Below are 18,857 nucleotides of genomic sequence, written 5' to 3' on the forward strand. Positions count from 1 at the left end.
GCAGCAGTCCGGCAACGACGCCGGAGTCAAGAGAAGGCAGGACAGCATGAGCAGCTTCCGCTCACCCGCCACGCGCATCAAGGCGTCCCTCAAGGCGGGCGTCGCAGGCCTGGCGGCCGTGGCCGTCATCGGCACCATGACCGGCGGCCCGGCCTCGGCCGCCCCGGCCGGTGCGCCCGCCGACCTGCCCCCCGACGTGCCCGCTGTGGCGTCCGGCGACCTGTCCGCCGCGGCGCCCGCCGTGGTGCAGACCGCCCCCGCGCCGCGTGCCGCCGCTCCAGCGCGTGCCGCCGCTGCGGCCCCGGCACTGCCTGCGCCGGCGACGTACGACGTCCTGGTCTTCAGCAAGACCACCGGCTTCCGTCACGGCTCGATCGGCGCGGGGGTCCGCGCCGTCCAGCGTCTCGGAGCGCAGTACGGCTTCAACGTCACCGCGACGGAGGATGCCACCCAGTTCACCGACGCCAACCTGGCGCAGTACGAGGCCGTCGTCTGGCTCTCGACCACCAGCGACGTGCTCGACGACACCCAGCAGTCGGCGTTCGAGAGGTACATCCAGGCCGGCGGCGGCTACGTCGGCGTGCACGCGGCCTCCGACACCGAGTACACCTGGCCCTGGTACGGCGACCTGGTGGGCGCCTACTTCCAGAGCCACCCGGCCGGCACCCCGACCGCGACGGTCAACGTCGAGGACAAGACGACCGCCTCGTCCTGCGCGCTGCCGGACGAGTGGGTCCGCACCGACGAGTGGTACAACTTCCAGTCCAAGGACAACCCGGTCGTCAACGGCGGCGGCGCCGACTACAGCCCGCGCGGCGACGTCAACGTGATCGCCACGCTCGACGAGTCGACCTACGCCGAGAACGACGGCAACGCCACCGACGACGACCACCCGATCGCCTGGTACCAGGAGTTCGACGGCGGCCGCAGCTTCTACACCGGCGGCGGCCACACCGATGCCTCGTTCAGCGAGCCGCTGTTCCGCAACCACCTGCTCGGCGGCATCCAGTACGCCGCCGACCAGGCCCCGGACGCCTGCACCGACCTGCCGCCGAGCGACGTGTCGTTCGACCAGATCACGCTGGCCAAGGGCGACGACAAGATCGGCGAGCCGATGGCGCTGTCGGTGCTGCCCGACGGCCGGGTGCTCCACAACGCCCGCGACGGCCGGATCTTCCTGACCGACCTCGAGGGCAACACCACCGAGCTCCACGACGTGCCGATCTACAGCCACGACGAGGATGGGCTGCAGAGCATCGCGGTCAGCCCGGACTTCGAGCAGGACGGCTGGGTGTACCTCTACTACGCCCCGCCGCTCGACACTCCCGCCGGTGACGCCCCCAACGACGGGACCGCCGCGACCTGGGCGACCTGGAGCGGCTACAACCGTCTCTCGCGCGTGAGGATGGTCGACGACGACCTCGACTTCGGCACCGAGCAGGAGCTCCTGCGCGTCGAGGCGGACCGCGGCATCTGCTGCCACGCCGGCGGCGCCATCGACTTCGACGCCGACGGCAACCTCTACCTCTCCACGGGTGACGACTCCAACCCGTTCGCCTCGGACGGCTACAGCCCGCTCGACGAGCGCGAGACGCGCAACCCGGCCTACGACGCCCAGCGCAGCGCGGCCAACACCAACGACCTGCGCGGCAAGGTCATCCGGATCAAGCCGGACCCGGCCGCGGCGTCGTACACGGTCCCGGCGGGCAACCTCTTCGACGAGGCTGCCGACACGAACCAGAAGACCCGTCCCGAGATCTACGCGATGGGCTTTCGCAACCCGTTCCGCATGACGGTCGACAAGCGCACCGGTTACGTCTACGTCGGCGAGTACGGCCCCGACGCCGGCTCCGCCAACCCCACGCGTGGCCCGGGAGGGCAGGTCGAGTTCAACCAGATCCGCCAGGCCGGCAACTTCGGCTGGCCCTACTGCACCGGCGCCAACACCGCCGCCGAGACCTACAACGACTACGACTTCGCGACCGGCACCTCCGGCCCGAAGTTCAACTGCGCGGCCCCGGTCAACAACAGCCCGCACAACACCGGGCTGACCGACCTGCCGCCGGCCCAGCCGGCGTGGATCTCCTACGACGGTGGCAACGTCACCTACGGCGGCCGCACCACCAACGAGTTCGGTGGCGGCGGCGAGGGCCCCATGGCGGGGCCGGTCTACAACTACGACCCCGACCTCGAGTCGGACGTGAAGTTCCCCGAGTACTTCGACAACCACTTCTTCGCGGGCGAGTGGACCCGAGGCTGGATCCGCGACGTCGCGATGGACGCCGAGGGCGACGTGGCGGGCATCGACCCGTTCTTCGACTCCTCGACGCTCTACGCGGTCATGGACATGGAGTTCGGACCCGACGGCTCGCTCTACGTCCTCGACTACGGCAACGGTGGCTACTTCACCGGCAACGAGAACTCCGCGATCTACAAGATCAACGCGATCAACGAGGGCGCCCGCTCGCCGAGCGCCACCGCCAGCGCGACTCCCACCTCCGGCCAGGCGCCGCTGGTGGTGCAGTTCTCGAGCGAGGGCTCGAGCGACCCCGACGAGGGTGACTCGATCGCCTCCTACGCCTGGGACTTCCAGAACGACGGCACCGTGGACTCCACGCAGGCCAACCCGTCGTTCACCTACACCGCCAACGGCGTCTACGACGCGCGCCTCACGGTCACCGACACCACCGGGCGCACCGGCGTGGCCACCGTGGTGATCACGGTCGGCAACACCGAGCCCACGGTCGAGATCGTGATGCCGCCCGACGGCGCGTTCTTCGAGTTCGGCGACCGGGTCCGCGTCGAGGTCCAGGTCACCGACCCCGAGGACGGCGAGATCGACTGCAGCAGGGTCGAGATCGACTACGTGCTGGGCCACGACTCCCATGGACACCCGCTGAGCGGCGGGACCGGCTGTGTGCTGGATCTCCAGACGATCCGCGACGAGGGCCACGACCCGTCGGCCAACATCTTCGGTGTCATCAACGCCAGCTACACCGACGAGGGTGGCACGGGCGCCCAGGCGCTGACCGGCGAGGACGAGGCGGTCCTGCAGCCCAAGCGCAAGCAGGCCGAGCACTTCACGACCCAGCAGGGAGTGGCCACCGAGGCCACGACCGACCCGCTGGGCGGTGCCCGCAACGTGTCCAACATCGACGCCGGTGACTACGTCTCCTACGAGCCCATCAGCCTGTTCCAGGTGCCCAAGCTGCGCTTCCGCGTCGCCTCGGCCGGAGCCGGCGGCACCATCGAGGCCCGTCTGGACAGCCCGACCGGCCCCCTGGCCGGCACCGTCGACGTGCCGGTCACCGGAGGCTGGCAGAGCTGGCGGTTCGTCGACATGGACATCGCCGCGTCGGCGCAGCAGGGCTCGCACGAGCTCTTCCTGGTGTTCACGAACGCCAACCCCGCTGCCACCGGCCTGTTCAACCTGAACTTCCTCGACGCCGCCGGCAAGGGGGTGTCGCTCAACTCCAGGCCTCAGGTCGGAGCGGAGGCCGCCCCCACCTCGGGCACGGCGCCGCTGACGGTCGACTTCACCGGCTCGGCGTCCGACTACGACGGCGACGCGCTCACCTACGCGTGGGACTTCGGCGTCCCGGGTGACGGGGACACGGCCACCACGCTGAACGCCCAGTACACCTACACCCAGCCGGGCACCTACACCGCGCGTCTCACCGTTACCGACGCGCAGGGGGCCACCGCAACCTCGACGGTCCAGGTCCGGGTCCTCGACAGCTGTGGCGTCCAGCAGTCCGACGAGTTCGACGGCACGTCGCTCGACGGGAAGTGGGAGGTCGTCCGGGAGGCAGGCGGCTACAGCGTCTCCGACGGCAGCCTCAGGATGCCGATCGCGAGCTCGAGCCTCTACGGGCCGGGAGGCAACGTCAACGACCTGATCCTGCAGCAGACCCCCGCGGGTCAGTGGCAGGTGACGGCCAAGGTGAGCGCCGAGGTCACCGAGAACTACCACCAGGCAGGTCTGCGGCTCTACTCCGACGACGACCACTACGCCTCGGTGCACCTGATCTCGGCCGGCGGCAGTCGTGACGTGGAGTTCATCTACGAGGCTGCGGGCCAGCCGCGTAACGAGGCGGAGGACAAGCTCGGCGGCGTCCCGGCAGGGTTCCCCTCGACCTACTACGTGCGGCTGACCTCCGACGGCACCGACCTGAGGGCGTCGTACTCGACCGACGGCGAGACCTTCTCGCCGGTCGGCCGGCCGGCACCGATGTCCAGCTTCGCCGATCCCCGGGTCGGTCCGGCCGCGGTGTCGGGAGCTGCGGCCACGACGCCCGAGGCGTCGTTCGACTGGATCCGCTTCGAGCCGGACGGCAACGGGGAGACGGTCGAGCCGACCGACGAGTTCGACGGCAGCGAGCTGGACTCGTGCCGGTGGAACGCCATCGTGCGGGAGGACCCGAGCCGCTACGAGGTCAGCGAAGGAGGGCTGACGATCACGACCACGGCCGGTGACCTCTACCAGACCTCCGACCCGTCGGCGACGACCAACCTGATCCTGCAGTCGCACAACAACGCCTCCGAGGACTACGTCCTCGAGACGCGACTGTCGGGCACCTACACCGACGGCTACGCGCAGGCCGGGCTGATCGTCTACGGCGACGACGACAACTACGTCAAGCTGGACCCGATCTCCGACACCAACGCGGGTCGCATCAACCGGGTGGAGCTCCGCTCGGAGTCCAACGCGGCGATCCTCAACCCACAGCCCGAGGTCGCCGCCCCGGCCAACGTCTCGTCGTACCGGCTGCGGCTGACCAAGACCGGCGACAGCTACTTCGGGGAGGTGGCCTTCGACGGCGGTGACTGGCAGCCGGTCGGCACCGTCACGAACCCGTCCGCCGACATGGACTTCGGGGTCTTCGCCATCGGCGTCCAGCAACCCGGCCGGACGGCGACGTTCGAGTACTTCCGGGTCACCGGGAGCGGCGCCGAGAACGGGCCCCCCGTCGCCGACGACGACACCGCCACCACGCCGCAGGACACGCGCGTCGACGTGCCCGTCCTGAGCGGGGACACCGACCCGGACGGCGATGACCTGACCGTCACGGGGGCCACCGACCCGGCGCACGGCACCACGGCGGTCAACCCCGACGGCACGGTGGCCTACACGCCGGACGCCGGTTACACCGGCACGGACACCTTCGACTACACCGTCTCCGACGGAGAGGGCTCCGACACCGGCACGGTGACGGTCACGGTGACCGAGGCCGCGGAGCCCGTGGCCGACACCCGGATCACGGCGGCGCCCCGCGGCACCATCCGGGCGCGGACGGCGACCATCCGGTTCGCCGCCACCGGGCCCGGCGCCGGCGCGGCGACGTTCCAGTGCTCTCTCGACGGCTCGGCGTGGACCCCGTGCACGTCCCCGAGGACCCTGCGGGGGCTCAGGGACGGCCGGCACACCGTCCGGGTCCGGGCGGTGACCGCGGGTGGCGTCGACGCCACGCCGGCCACGGCGACCTGGACCGTCGACGGCACGGGACCACGCATCCGCGCGGTGGGCCCGACCGGCAGCGTCCGTGACCGGACGCCCACGGTGCGGGCCGTCGTCACCGACGCCACGTCGAGGGTGCGTGCCGTGGAGCTGTCTGTCGACGGCAGGCGGGTCCGGGGTGTGCGGTTCGACCGCGCGCGTGACCGGATGACCTGGACGCCCGGCAGAGCCATGTCGGTCGGTCGCCACACCGTGCGCCTGGTGGCGATCGACGCCGCCGGCAACCGGACGGTCACCAGGTGGAGCTTCCGCATCCGCCGCTGACGGGACCCGACGGCACCGCTCGGAGGCCGGGCACCTCGGGGGAGACCCCCGGGGCGCCCGGCCTCCGGCACCCGTCGGCGACGCGCGTCGGCCTCGAGCGGCGTCGCGCCGACGAGGCCCCATCGGGCCTGGGGGCTACAGCACGACCGCGTGCGCCGGCGGGTTCGCCAGCATCGCGTCCACCGACTGCGGCGCCAGGTACTGCTGCACGGCCATGGTGGCCGCGCCGATGACGCCGGCGTGCTCGCCGGTCTGCGCGGGGACGACGATGAGCTCTCCGGTGGCGAGCGGCAGCGAGCGGGCGTAGATGGCCTCGCGCACGCCGGCCAGGAGGCTGGGGGCGCCGCCGCCCAGCGCGCCGCCGAGGACGATGACCGAGGGGTTCATCAGGCTGACGCAGGAGGCGAGCACCTCGCCGATGTCGCGGCCGGCGCGTCGGATGGCGGCGACGGCGTCGCGGTCCCCGTGGGAGAGGCGCTCCAGGACGAGCCGGGAGGCGTCGGCGCCGCCGAGGTGGTCGGGGTCGAGCTCCTGGGCGATGGTGCGTGCGCTGGCGATGGCCTCCAGGCAGCCGCGGTTGCCGCAGCTGCACAGGGCGTCGCCACCGCGGGGGCTCTGCACGTGCCCGAGGTCGCCCGCGGAGCCCTGGGCGCCGCGATGCAGGCGCCGGCCACTGATGATGCCCGCGCCGATGCCGGTGGAGATCTTGACGAACACGAGGTGCTCGACCTGCGGGTAGACCACGGAGTGCTCGCCGAGAGCCATCAGGTTGACGTCGTTGTCGACGAGGACCGGGACGCCCATGCGCTCGGTGACCCATGCGGCGACGTCGAAGTCGTCCCAGCCGGGCATGATCGGCGGCTTCACCGGGCGACCGGTCTGGTGCTCGACCGGGCCCGGCAGCCCGATGCCGACGCCGGCGAGGTCGCTACGGCGCCGCCCCACCTGGGCGAGGAGCCGGTCGGCCACGTCGACGAGCCAGCCGAGGGTCGCCTCGGGCCCGGCGGCGATGTCGAGGTCGCTCACCTCCTCGGCGAGCACGGTGGCGGTGAGGTCGGTGAGCGCGGCCCGGCCATGGGTGACCCCGAAGTCGGCGGCCAGCACCAGCTTGGCGCGGGGGTTGAACGCGAAGCGCGTGGGCGGCCGGCCACCGGTGGAACGGCTCTGACCCGAGGGCTGGAGCAGGCCCACCGAGAGCAGGCCCTCGATGCGGCCGGCGACGGTGGACCGCGCCAGGCCGGTGAGCTCGATGAGGTCGGCGCGGGTGCGCGGCTGCCCGTCGAGCATCAGGTTGAGCAGGTCGCCGCCGCCGGGCGGTGCCGCCGTCGGCATCGGGGTCGCGGCCTCCGCGCTCGCGGCGGGGAGGGTCTGCGTCATGCGCTCATTCTGGCACGCGGAAGGCAACCAGGGAGCGATACTGTGCGACGCATGGCCCAGTTCTGCCTGCCGCGCTGGCAAAAGTCCTCGGGCACAGGTGGGGTGTGACGGACGGAGGACGCGTGCTGTCGCGACTGGGTGGCGGGCTCGCCCGGCGGCGCCACTGGGTGCTCGCCGCATGGGTGCTCGCCACGGCGGCCGGAGCGGTCCTGGGTGGATCGGTCTACGACCGGACCGACACCCTGGAGAGCAGTCGCCCGGGACTGGAGTCGACGCAGGTGCACGAGCGCATCGACGAGCTCGATCCCCAGGGGGAGTCTGTCGTGGCCGTCATCGCCGGGAGGGAGTTCTTCGCGACCGATCTGGTCAGCCAGGCCAGCCGCATCATGTTCGAGATCCGGGAGATCGACGGCGTCTCGGAGGTGACCGACGCCTACACCTCGGGCGGCGTCATCGGTGACGACGGCCAGAGCTCGCTCGTGGTCGTCGAGCTGGAGCGCGGGCTGAGCGAGGACGAGGCCCTGTCCGTCGCCGGCGAGGTGGCCGAGGCGTTGCGTGCCATCGACGCACCTCAGGTGCTCGTCGGCGGTGAGCTGCTGGCCGGGCAGGCCTTCGCCGAGCAGGCCATCGCCGACACCGTCCGCGGCGAGCTGATCGCCCTCGGCTTCCTCGCGGTGGCCCTCCTGCTCGTCCTCGGCGGGCTGCGCGCCGCCGCCGTCCCGTTGGCCGCGGCCCTCGCCGTCATCGCGACCACGCTCCTGGCCCTGAGCGCGTTGGCGGGCCTCGTTCCCGTCAGCGAGTACGCCGTCAACGTCGTCACGCTGCTCGGCATCGGGCTCGCCGTCGACTACAGCCTGCTCATGGTCTTCCGGTTCCGCGAGGAGCGGGCTGCCGACCGCAAGGCTCCGCTCGACGTGCTGCTCAGCCGGACGACGGCGGCCGCCGGCCGCGCCGTGCTCGTCTCGGGGCTCGCGGTCGCCACGGCGATGCTCGGCCTCTACGTCTTCGCCGACCCACTGCTGTCGGCCATGGCCCTGGGCGGCGTCCTCGTGGTGGTGCTGGCCACGGTGGCCGGGCTGACGCTGGTGCCCGCCCTGATCGCGGTCGCCCACCGCCAGATCCCCGCTCGCGGCGCGCGCACGTGGGTCTGGCGTCGTCCTGCTCGCCCCCGGGGAGGCGCGGGCGTCCTCGCCGGGCTGGCCGGCTTCGCCCAGCGTCGCCCGGTCCTGGTCGCGCTGGCGGGGGTCGGGACCCTGCTGGTGCTCGCGGCCCCGGTGCTGCAGCTGCAGCTGGCCAACTCCGACGCGTCGGCGCTGCCTCCCGGCAGCGAGGAGCGGCGGACCGCCGAGGTGATCGAGGCGGACTTCGACGAGGCCCGGCAGCCGCTCTCGGTCCTCGTCGAGGGCGACCCCGAGGTGGCGCAGGTGCAGCGACTCCTCGAGGACCTCGAGGACCTGCCCGGCGCCGACGAGGTCTTCGTGCGCGACGACCTCGACGGCGTCACCTGGCTCGAGGTGGTGCCGGAGGGGCGTCAGACCGATCCCGAGGCCCAGGAGCTGGTGCGCGACGTCCGGGCTCTCGGCGGGCTGCCGCTGCTGGTGGGTGGGCCGGCCGCCGAGCTGGTCGACGCCAAGCACGCCACCGTGGACCGGCTGCCGCTCGCGCTGGCCCTCGTGCTGCTCGCGACGTTCGTGCTGCTGCTGGTCCTCACCGGGTCCGTCGTCGTCCCGCTCAAGGCCCTCTTGCTCAACCTGCTGACGCTGGCGGCCACCGGCGGGGTGCTCGTGGCGATCTTCCAGTGGGGATGGGGCTCCGGGCTCCTCGGCTTCGAGCCCTGGGGCGCCATCGACCTGACCACGCCCCTGCTGCTCTCCCTGTTCGTCTTCGGCCTCTCCATGGACTACGAGGTCTTCCTGCTCTCGCGCATCAAGGAGGAGTGGGACCGGCGGCGCGACGACACGCACGCGGCCAACGACCGCGCCGTCCTCGCAGGGATCACCGCCACCGGCCCGGTCGTCTCGGCCGCCGCGGTCTGTATCGGGATCGTCTTCCTCGGCTTCGCGTTCGGCGAGCTGGTGGCGGTCAAGGAGATCGGCGTCGGGATGACGGTCGCCGTCCTGCTCGACGTCACCGTGGTCCGGGGGCTGCTGCTGCCTGCGTCGATGAGCCTGCTGGGCCGTCGCAACTGGTGGCGGCCGTTCGTCCCGCTCGCCGCTCCGGCACCCGCGGCCGGGCGAAGTCGAAAAGTTTCAACTGAGCACTAGACAGAAGTCGTGCCGCTGTCGTCATAATCGACCTAGCCGCTCGTGTGACGGCCGTCATACCTTCTGGAGGGACGACCTCGGTGTCATCTGCTTCCCACCGCTCGCCCGCCACGCGCGGAGCACATCGGGTCCTCGCCGTCGGGCTCGCCGTCGCCACCGGCATGGGCGTCCTGGCCGCGACGGCGGCACCGGGCGCGAGCGCCGGCGCGGTCGCGCAGGCCGTGCCTGCGGGCAACGAGCCGGGCGTCACCATGCGGGTCTTCCACGTGCCCTACAACCTGGAGGAGATCTGCACGCTCAAGTCGGGCCAGACCCCGAACGTCGATCTCCTCAAGCCGACGATCAACTGGACGACGCCTGCCGACTTCGGTGACGCCGGGCGCGAGGACAACTTCATCAGCCACACGCTGGCCGACCTCGACATCGCCACGGCGGGCAGCTACGAGTTCGAGCTGCGCAGCGACGACGGGTCGCGGCTCTCCCTCGACGACGAGGTCGTCATCGACCACGACGGTCTCCACGGCGCGGACCCCAAGACCGGCACCGTCTCGCTGAGCGCCGGCAGCCACCGGCTGTTCATCGAGCACTTCGAGGCCGGCGGTGGCCAGCAGGTCACGTTGAGCTGGAAGAAGCCGGGCGACGCGTCGTTCACCCTCGTCCCGACCTCGGTCCTCTCCACCCCGGAGAAGGTCACCCGCGTGACCGCCCCCGGCAACAAGGAGTGCGAGGGCGCGGCGGACTCTCCCGGCGACGGCCTCCAGCTCGCCGGGCTCAACCCGGCCTACGCCGTCGTCAACCTGCGTCCGCCGGGCTTCGACCCCAAGGTCACCGGCATGGCGTGGGACGGCGACGACCTGCTCGTCCTCACCTGGGGCGGCACGGGCGACCCGGTCGACCAGACCTCCGAGGGCAAGCTCTTCCGGCTCACCGGCGTCAAGACCGCCGACGGCCCCGAGGATGTCACCGCCACCGAGCTCGTCGGCGACCTGCGCGAGCCTCAGGGCGTCGCGGTCGTGGATGTCGACGGCAACGGGGAGCCCGAGTACTACGTCAGCGAGAAGGACCAGCTGAGCAAGTTCGTCGACACCGACGGCAACGGTCTCCTCGACGAGCCGAAGTCGGCGCTGTGGACGGTGCCCACGAGCGGCAACTTCCACGAATTCGCCTTCGGCCTACTGCACAAGGGCGACAAGTTCTACCTCAACCTCTCGGTGTCCATCGACTACGGCGGCGCCACCACCAACCCGCAGCAGGCTCCCACCATCGACGGCAAGACCATCCGCGGCAACAGCATCGTCGTCGACGACACCACCGGCGAGATGACGCTGGTCGCGGGCGGCCTGCGCACCCCCAACGGCATCGGCTGGGGTCCCGAGGGCGACGCCTTCGTGACCGACAACCAGGGCGGCTGGCTGCCGGCCAGCAAGCTGGTCCACATCAAGCAGGACCGCTTCTTCAACCACATGACCACCCCGGCCGGGCCGTTCCAGGACAACCCCGTCGCCAAGCCGGTGCTGTGGCTGCCGCAGAACGAGATCGCCAACTCGCCGAGCACCCCGGTCATGGTGCCCGAGGGCCAGCCCTTCGCCGGTCAGATGATGATCGGCGACGTCACCTACGGCGGCCTCCAGCGCGCCTTCCTCGAGAAGGTCGAGGGCGAGTACCAGGGAGCCGTCTTCCGCGGGACTCAGGGCCTGGAGGCCGGCATCAACGAGGTCCTCCTCGGCGACGGCGGCACCATGATCGTCGGCGGCATCGGCGGCGGCGGCAACTGGCAGCAGCCCGGCAAGCTGACCTACGGCCTGCAGAAGCTCGTCCCGACCGGTGTCGCGCCGTTCGAGATGAAGTCCATGGAGGTCGTCGAGGGAGGCTTCAAGGTCACCTACACCCACCCGATCGGTGCGGAGACCCTGGCGTCGCTGCCCGACAAGTACGTCGTCACGCAGTGGGGCTACCGCCCGACCGCCCAGTACGGCGGCCCGAAGATCAACGAGGAGACGCTCGAGGTCACCTCGGCGACCGCCTCCGAGGACGGCCGCACCGTGACCCTGGCGATCGCGGGCCTGCGTCCCGATCGCGTCGTCCACCTGCGCTCCCCACGGCCCTTCGCCGCCGAGAGCGGCGAGCAGCTCTACAGCACCGAGGGCTGGTACACGCTGAACAGCTACCCCGGCTACGTGGCTCCCGAGCCCCCGGAAGGCGTCTACGAGCAGGAGGACCAGCAGCTCCTCGGCGGCGCCAACGTGCAGAGCGAGCACGCCGGCTACAGCGGCACCGGGTACGTCGGCGGCTTCGACAAGGTCGGTGCGGGCGTACGCTCGGCGGTCACGGTCGACGAGGCCGGCACCTACGACCTGAGCCTGCGCTACAGCAACGGCCCCCACCCGTTCCAGGGCCCCAAGACCGTCACCCTGATGGTCAACGGTGAGAGCCAGGTCGTCACCCTGCCCTCCACGGGCACCTGGCAGACCTACGGCACCTTCCGCCGGGCCGTGGACCTGGCCGCCGGTGCCAACACCGTCGAGATCCGCTACGACGAGGGCAACGACGGCAACGTCAACCTCGACGTGCTCAGCATCGTCCCGCAGGACGGCATCCGCTACGAGGCCGAGGAGGGGATGCTCAACGGCGGCGCCAGCGCACAGACCGAGCACCCGGGCTACTCCGGCTCAGGCTTCGTCGGCGGCTTCCAGAACGCGGGCGCCAGCGTGCGCCTGAACGTCAGCACCACCAGCGCCGGCAACCACCCGGTCACGCTCGGCTACGCGGCTGGACCGAACCCCTACGACGGCCCGAAGAGGCTCACCGTCGAGGTCAACGGGACACCGCGCCAGATCACGCTGCCCAGCACGGGCTCCTGGCAGACCTGGGGCACCTGGACCGGCGAGCTGCCGCTGCGGGTCGGCGAGAACACCGTCATCTTCCGCTACGACACCAACGACGACGGCAACGTCAACCTCGACTACCTCGACGTGAGGCTGCCCGCACCGGTCACGTGTGACCCCGTGGGCGACACCGATGACCCGTTCGAGGGCGACGCGCTCGACCGCTGCCGCTGGACCAACGTCCTCAACGAGGACGCCGACCGCTATCGCGTGGCCGGCGGCAAGCTCGAGATCGACGCCCAGGCCGGTGACCTCAGCGGCGGGCAGACCGACGCCAAGAACGTCATCCTGCAGCCGGTGACCGGCGAGGACCCCAGCACCTGGATGGCGGAGACCACCGTCTCGATCGACGGCACCGACGACTACCTCCAGGCCGGCCTGACCGTGTGGGGCAGCACCAGCGACTACGGCAAGGTCATGGTGATGCGTCACCCGACCAACGGGTGGACGACCGAGCTCGCCCGCGTGACCAATGGCAGCCTGCAGTACGCCAACGCGCCGATCGCCACCGGGCAGCAGACCGACATCCGGCTGCGCATGTGGTCCGACGGAGAGCTGCTCCAGGGCGCGTACTCGGTCGATGACGGGGCCACCTGGGTCACGATCGGCGACGGCTGGCGTGCGGGCGGTCTGGCCAACCCGCTGGTCGGCGTCGCCGCCTACAACGGCACCGGCGCCGAGGTGGCCAGGTTCGACGACTTCACGCTGGGTGAGCCGCCGGTGGTCCCGGACCCGCCGGAGACCTGCCTGCCGGTCCGGCCGGAGATCGGCTACACCTCGCTCTTCGACGGCACCCGCGCCAGCCTCGAGGACTGGGAGATGGCCGACGGCGGCCGGTTCGTCCGACAGGACGACTGCTCGATCAAGTCGGTGGGAGCGTTCGGCCTGCTCTGGCACCCCGAGCCGATCGACTACGCCTACTCGCTCAAGCTCGACTGGATGATGCCGGGCGACGACAACTCCGGTGTCTTCGTCGGGTTCCCTGACCCGGGGACGTCCTCGGGCGGGCCGATCACCCAAGGTCACGAGGTCCAGATCGACCCGAGCGACGACGCCGACAGCACCACGGGGGCGATCTACAACTTCCAGGCCGCCGACGCCCAGGCTCGCGACGCGGCACTCAAGCCCCCCGGCCAGTGGAACGCCTACGAGATCGTGGTCGAGGGAGACCGGATCCGGGTGTACCTCAACGGCACCCTGATCAACGACTTCACCGACACCGATCCCAACCGGATGAACCTGCCCTCCCACATCGGGCTGCAGACCCACGGCGACCAGGACGACGTGTTCTTCCGCAACGTCCGGATCAACAACCTGGAGGAGCCCGACGTCGTCGCCTCCACCGTCACCGCGACGGCGAGGCCCGCCTCGGTGAGGGTGGGTGGTGCCACCGACGTCGCCGTCACCGTGACCGCCGACGGCGCCACGCCGACGGGCCGGGTCACCGTCCGCGACGGCGCCAAGGTGGTCGGCGCCGGGACGCTGGCCGGCGGCCGGGCGAGCGTCAGGGTGGGTCCCCTGACCACGGTCGGGACGCGCTCCCTGAGCGTCGCCTACGCCGGTGGCGGCCAGGTGAGCGGCAGCCAGACGGTCGTCCGGGTGGTCGTCACTCCCGCGCCCAAGCCGGTGCTCACCGTCCGTCCGCCCGTGGTGGACGCGGGCAAGACCCGGCGTACCGGCTCGCTCAAGGTCACCTGCCGCCCCGTCGGCGTCCGGTGCGCCGGCACCCTGACCCTCAGGTCGGGCGGCAAGGTCCTCGGCACCGCCCGGGTCTCGCTCGCCGGCGGCCGGACCGCCACCGTCCGGCTGGCCCTCAACCGGCGGGCCCGCACGCTGCTGGCCGAGCGGGCGCGAGTCCAGGCCAGGCTGACCGTCACGCTCAGGGGCGGCGCCCGCTCGACGGTGACGGTCAGGCTCACCCGCTGATCGAGGCACCTCGTCCGTCGACCAGAGAGATGCACACTCACCCAGGAGCACACATGCCACGACCGATCACCCTCTTCACCGGCCAGTGGGCCGACCTGCCCTTCGAGGAGGTGGCCCGCCTGGCCTCCGAGTGGGGCTACGACGGCCTCGAGATCGCATGTTGGGGCGACCACCTCGACCCCTGGCAGGCCGCCGAGGACGACGCCTACGTGCAGGCCAAGCTCGACCTGCTGGAGAAGTACCACCTCAAGGTCTACGCGATCTCCAACCACCTCAAGGGCCAGGCCGTCTGCGACGACCCGATCGACGGGCGCCACCAGGCGATGCTGTCCAGCCAGGTGTGGGGAGACGGCGACCCCGAGGGCGTGCGGCAGCGCGCCGCGGAGGAGATGAAGCTGACCGCGCGCACCGCCCAGCGCCTGGGCGTCGAGACGGTGGTGGGGTTCACCGGGTCCGCCATCTGGAAGTACGTCGCGATGTTCCCGCCGGCGACCGAGGAGATGGTCGCAGCGGGCTACCGCGACTTCGCCGACCGCTGGAACCCCATCCTCGACGTGTTCGACGAGTGCGGGGTCCGCTTCGCGCACGAGGTGCACCCCTCCGAGATCGCCTACGACTACTGGACGACGGTCGCCGCGATGGAGGCGATCGGTCACCGCGAGGCCTTCGGCCTGAACTGGGACCCCAGCCACTTCGTGTGGCAGGACCTCGACCCGGTGGGGTTCCTGTGGGACTTCCGGGACCGGATTTACCACGTCGACTGCAAGGACGCGAAGCGTCAGGTCGGCAACGGCCGAAACGGCCGGCTCGGCTCCCATCTGCCGTGGGCCGACCCGCGTCGCGGCTGGGACTTCGTCTCGACCGGCCACGGCGACGTGCCGTGGGAGGCGTGCTTCCGGATGCTCAACACCATCGGCTACGCCGGGCCCATCTCCGTCGAGTGGGAGGACGCCGGAATGGACCGTCTCGTGGGTGCGCCCGAGGCGTTGGAGTTCGTACGCCGGTTGGCCTTCGACCCACCGGCGGCGGCGTTCGACGCCGCCTTCTCCAGCTCCTCCTGAGGTCGGCACCGCCACCACGACCCACCGACCCAGGGAGCAGACATGACGAGGGACCCAGCCGGCAGCCGCACCGGCGTCTGGTTCGTCGGGGCCCGCGGCTCCGTCGCGACGACGGCGGTGATCGGCGCGCTCGGGATCCGGCACCGGCTCGTGCCGACGACCGGCCTCGTGACCGAGCTGGCCGAGCTCGATCCGGTCGGCCTTCCCGACGTCGCCGGACTGGTCTTCGGTGGCCACGACGTCAGCTCGCGGTCACTGGCCAAGAAGACCGAGGCGCTGGTGTCCGGCGGGGTCGTGCCTGGGCGGCTCGTCGACGCCGTGAGCAGCGACCTCGGCGAGGTCGAGGCCGCGCTGCGACCCGGCTACGCCGCGGGTGGCGAGGCGGTGCCGGCGGCGATCGCGCGCCTCGCGGCCGACATCCGGTCCTTCCGCGAGCGGCATCGGCTGGCCCGGGTGGTCGTGATCGAGGTGGCCAGCACCCAGGCGCCGGTCGAGGCGCCCGACGACGTACGCAGCGTGGACGACGCCCTGCCCATCGGCGCGGTCTACGCCCTCGCCGCGTTCGCGGCCGGGGCGCCGTTCGTGTCGTTCACCCCCAGCCCGTGCCTGCGGCTGCCCGTGGTCCTCGAGGCGGCCGGGCGCACCGGCCTGCCCTACGCGGGCTCCGACGGCAAGACCGGTGAGACGCTGCTGAAGTCGGCGCTCGCGCCGATGTTCGCCGTCCGGGCCCTCGAGCTGCGCTCGTGGGCCTCGGTCAACCTCCTGGGTGGCGGCGACGGGGCCACGCTGGCCGACCCCGAGGCCGCCCGCAGCAAGACCGAGACCAAGCGCAGCGGACTCGACGCCATGGCCGGGCGGGCGGTCCCCGGGCCGATGCACATCGACCAGGTCGAGGACCTGGGGGAGTGGAAGACCGCGTGGGACCACGTGCGCTTCGACGGCTTCCTCGGCACCCGGATGACCCTGCAGTTCACCTGGCAGGGCTGCGACTCGGCGCTGGCCGCACCGCTGGTGCTCGACCTGGCGCGCCTGACCGCGGCGGCCCATGCGGCCGGCCGGTCCGGTGCGCTCGTGGAGCTGGGCTTCTTCTTCAAGGACCCGGTGGGCAGCACCGAGCACCGGCTGGCCGAGCAGTGGCGCGACCTCGTCGCCTGGCGCCGCGGGCTGGCCTCGTGAACGCCTCGCAGCCCTCGGCGCGCGACCTGGTCCGGCTGGTGCGGCTGCCCGCCTCGCTCACGGTCCCCGGCGACGTCTGGTCCGGCGCGGCCTGGCTCGGGGACGACCCACTGCGCAGAGCCGGTGCGATGCCGCTCGCCTCGGTGCTCCTGTACTGCTCGGGGATGGCGCTCAACGACTGGGCCGACCGCGCCGTCGACGCGGTCGAGCGGCCCGAGCGGGTCATCCCGTCCGGGCGGGTCGCTCCGTCGACGGCTCTCGGCTTCGCGGCGGCCCTCGGCGCCGCCGGCATCGGCGTGACGGGCGCCGTCGGAGGCCGCCGCGCCCTGCGGCTCAGCGTGCCTCTCGCCGCCCTCGTGGCGACCTACGACCTCCTGGCCAAGGACTCGCCGCTCGGCCCGCTGGTCATGGCCTCGACCCGCGGCCTCGACGTCCTGCTCGGCGCGGCGGCGGCTCCGGGCGCGGCAGCCGCCCCGGCCCTCGCGACCACGGTGCACACCGCGGGCGTCACCCTGCTCAGCCGCGGCGAGGTGCACGGCTCGGGTCCGGCGAGCGTAGGGGCGGCGCTCGCGGCCACCGGCGCCGCGGCCGCCCTGCTCGTGACGACGACGCTGAGCGACGCCGACGCCCGACCACGCGACCGGTGGGCGGCCATCGGCCTCGCCGCGGCGTACGTCGCCCGCGTCGGTGGCGCGCAGGCGCGGGCGGTCGCCACGCCGGACGGACCGCGCGTGCGCGCGGCGACGGCCGCGGGCATCGGGGGGCTCACGCTGCTGCAGGCCGGGTGGCTCGCGGCCCGTGGGCAGGTCCCCACGGCGCTCGCCGTGGCCGGCGCCGGCCAGCTGCTGCGCCGGGTGGCGCGGGCGGTGAGCCCCACGTGAGCCTGCGTCTGGGCTACGGCCTCAACGGCTTCGCCGGGCATCGCCTCGCCGACGCCTGTGCCGTCGTGGCCTCCCTCGGCTACCAGGGCGTGGGGCTGACCCTCGACCAGCCACACCTCGATCCGTTCGGCGACCTGCCGCCGCAGGTCGCCCACGCCCGGCGGTGTCTCGAGGCGCACGGACTGGCCTCCGTGGTCGAGACCGGCTCCCGCTACGTGCTCGACCCCTGGCACAAGCACGAGCCGACCCTGGTCAGCGACGACGGCCGCGAACGCCGGGTCGAGCTGCTGCGCCGCGCGGTGCGCATCGCCCACGAGCTGGGCTCCGAGGCGGTCTCGTGCTGGTCGGGCACGGCGCCGCCGGGCGTCGGCGCGTCGGTGCTGTGGCGCCGGGTCGTCGACGGCCTCGGACCGGTGCTCGACGACGCCGCCGCCCTCGGCGTCACGGTCTGCGTCGAGCCGGAGCCTGGCATGTTCCTCGCGACCCTCGACGACGTGCTGGCTCTGCGGTCGCGGTTCGGCGACCCCGAGCACCTGCAGGTCACCCTGGACCTCGGCCACCTGGTCTGCAACGAGCCGCGCACCCCTGCCGAGACCGTGCGTCGCGCGGCGCCCGTGCTCGGCAACGTGCAGGTCGACGACATGGTGCGCGACGTCCACGAGCACCTCGAGCTCGGGACCGGCGAGCTCGACCTCGACGACGTCCTCGGCGCCCTCGTGGCGGTCGGCTACGACGGCCTCGCCTGCGTCGAGCTGCCGCGCCACTCCCACGCCGCACCGACCGTGGCCGCCTCCACCATGGCCGCGCTGAGCTCGTCGCTGGAGCGGATCGGCTCACCGGCATCGGCAGGAGGGAGCGCGCGATGACGTCCGTGCGCCCGCTCCTGCGCGCCGCCGAGCTGCGGGCGGCCCTGCTGCCCGACGCGGTGGAGGCGCTCGACGACATGCTGGTCGACCTGGTCGAGGAGCCGTCGAGGCTGGGCCGGCTCTTCCCCGCGGCGGCCCGGCGCACGGCCCGTGGCCAGATCGCGGGGACCGACCATCGCGTCGAGGACGCCGTTCGGGTCGAGCTGGTCGCCGCTGCCGCGTCGCGGCTCTCGCCACCCGACCTCCTCGCCGAGCTGCAGGCGGTCTACCGCTACGGCGACGCGGACGAGAAGCGCGCCGTGCTGCTCGCGCTGGGAGCCGTCGACGACCGGGAGGTCGACGGCTCCGACGTACTGCTCGACGCGCTGCGCACCAACGACGTCCGGCTCGTCGCCGCCGCCATGGGGCCGCACGCCGACCGCCTCTCCATCCACGACTGGCGCCACGGCGTCCTGAAGTGCCTCTTCGTCGGCGTCCCCCTGGCCGGCGTCGCCGGGCTCGCCACCCGCGCGGACGACGAGCTGGCCGCCATGGTGCGGCGCTACGTCGACGAGCGCCGAGCTGCCGGTCGCCCGGTCCCCGACGACGCCCTCATGCTGCTGGACCTGATCACCTCGACCACCGCCCAGGAGGCCTGAG

9 protein-coding genes are annotated in these 18,857 nt (G+C 72.3%); 8 read left to right on the forward strand and 1 reads right to left on the reverse strand.

The window, feature by feature from the left end:
* Nucleotides 1-46: 46 nt before the first annotated feature.
* Complete coding sequence (locus tag LQ940_RS01885; RefSeq protein ID WP_231240868.1) at nt 47-5,782, forward strand: ThuA domain-containing protein; 5,736 nt, start codon at nt 47-49, stop codon at nt 5,780-5,782.
* A gap of 135 nt (nt 5,783-5,917) precedes the next feature.
* Here the strand turns inward: LQ940_RS01885 and LQ940_RS01890 are convergent, their stop codons facing one another.
* Nucleotides 5,918-7,159 (reverse strand): ROK family transcriptional regulator, encoded by a 1,242-nt coding sequence (locus LQ940_RS01890; RefSeq protein ID WP_231240867.1) that lies wholly within the window; start codon nt 7,157-7,159, stop codon nt 5,918-5,920.
* A 122-nt stretch (nt 7,160-7,281) separates the two neighbouring features.
* Here LQ940_RS01890 and LQ940_RS01895 point away from each other — a divergent pair, with 122 nt between their 5' ends.
* The 7 genes from LQ940_RS01895 (at nt 7,282) to LQ940_RS01925 (ending at nt 18,856) form a co-directional block, all read left to right on the forward strand.
* On the forward strand, nt 7,282-9,423 hold the full coding sequence (locus tag LQ940_RS01895) for an MMPL family transporter (protein WP_231365066.1): 2,142 nt from the start codon (nt 7,282-7,284) through the stop codon (nt 9,421-9,423).
* 80 nt (nt 9,424-9,503) lie between these two features.
* A complete protein-coding gene (locus tag LQ940_RS01900; protein ID WP_231240865.1) occupies nt 9,504-14,234 on the forward strand; it encodes a family 16 glycoside hydrolase in 4,731 nt (1,576 codons plus the stop codon).
* Between the two features lie 53 nt (nt 14,235-14,287).
* Nucleotides 14,288-15,295 carry a sugar phosphate isomerase/epimerase family protein gene (locus tag LQ940_RS01905; protein WP_231240864.1) on the forward strand — a complete coding sequence of 336 codons (1,008 nt, stop codon included), beginning with the start codon at nt 14,288-14,290 and terminating at the stop codon, nt 15,293-15,295.
* Between the two features lie 42 nt (nt 15,296-15,337).
* Nucleotides 15,338-16,471 (forward strand): inositol-3-phosphate synthase, encoded by a 1,134-nt coding sequence (locus LQ940_RS01910; RefSeq protein ID WP_231240863.1) that lies wholly within the window; start codon nt 15,338-15,340, stop codon nt 16,469-16,471.
* A complete protein-coding gene (locus LQ940_RS01915; RefSeq protein ID WP_231240862.1) occupies nt 16,468-17,352 on the forward strand; it encodes an SCO3242 family prenyltransferase in 885 nt (294 codons plus the stop codon). Before LQ940_RS01910 ends, LQ940_RS01915 begins: the two co-directional genes overlap by 4 nt.
* Nucleotides 17,349-18,218 carry a sugar phosphate isomerase/epimerase family protein gene (locus tag LQ940_RS01920; protein ID WP_231240861.1) on the forward strand — a complete coding sequence of 290 codons (870 nt, stop codon included), beginning with the start codon at nt 17,349-17,351 and terminating at the stop codon, nt 18,216-18,218. Before LQ940_RS01915 ends, LQ940_RS01920 begins: the two co-directional genes overlap by 4 nt.
* Nucleotides 18,215-18,856 (forward strand): EboA domain-containing protein, encoded by a 642-nt coding sequence (locus LQ940_RS01925; protein ID WP_231240860.1) that lies wholly within the window; start codon nt 18,215-18,217, stop codon nt 18,854-18,856. Before LQ940_RS01920 ends, LQ940_RS01925 begins: the two co-directional genes overlap by 4 nt.
* The last annotated feature ends 1 nt before the right edge of the window (nt 18,857 follow it).

It is taken from the genome of Nocardioides sp. cx-173, from assembly GCF_021117365.1.
Classification (GTDB): domain Bacteria; phylum Actinomycetota; class Actinomycetes; order Propionibacteriales; family Nocardioidaceae; genus Nocardioides.

What these genes read in the sequence shown, in the direction of transcription:
- LQ940_RS01885 (WP_231240868.1), top strand. Translation starts at nt 47, where the DNA reads ATGAGCAGCTTCCGCTCACCCGCCACGCGCATCAAGGCGTCCCTCAAG.
- LQ940_RS01890 (WP_231240867.1), bottom strand. Translation starts at nt 7,159, where the DNA reads ATGACGCAGACCCTCCCCGCCGCGAGCGCGGAGGCCGCGACCCCGATG.
- LQ940_RS01905 (WP_231240864.1), top strand. Translation starts at nt 14,288, where the DNA reads ATGCCACGACCGATCACCCTCTTCACCGGCCAGTGGGCCGACCTGCCC.
- LQ940_RS01910 (WP_231240863.1), top strand. Translation starts at nt 15,338, where the DNA reads ATGACGAGGGACCCAGCCGGCAGCCGCACCGGCGTCTGGTTCGTCGGG.
- LQ940_RS01925 (WP_231240860.1), top strand. Translation starts at nt 18,215, where the DNA reads ATGACGTCCGTGCGCCCGCTCCTGCGCGCCGCCGAGCTGCGGGCGGCC.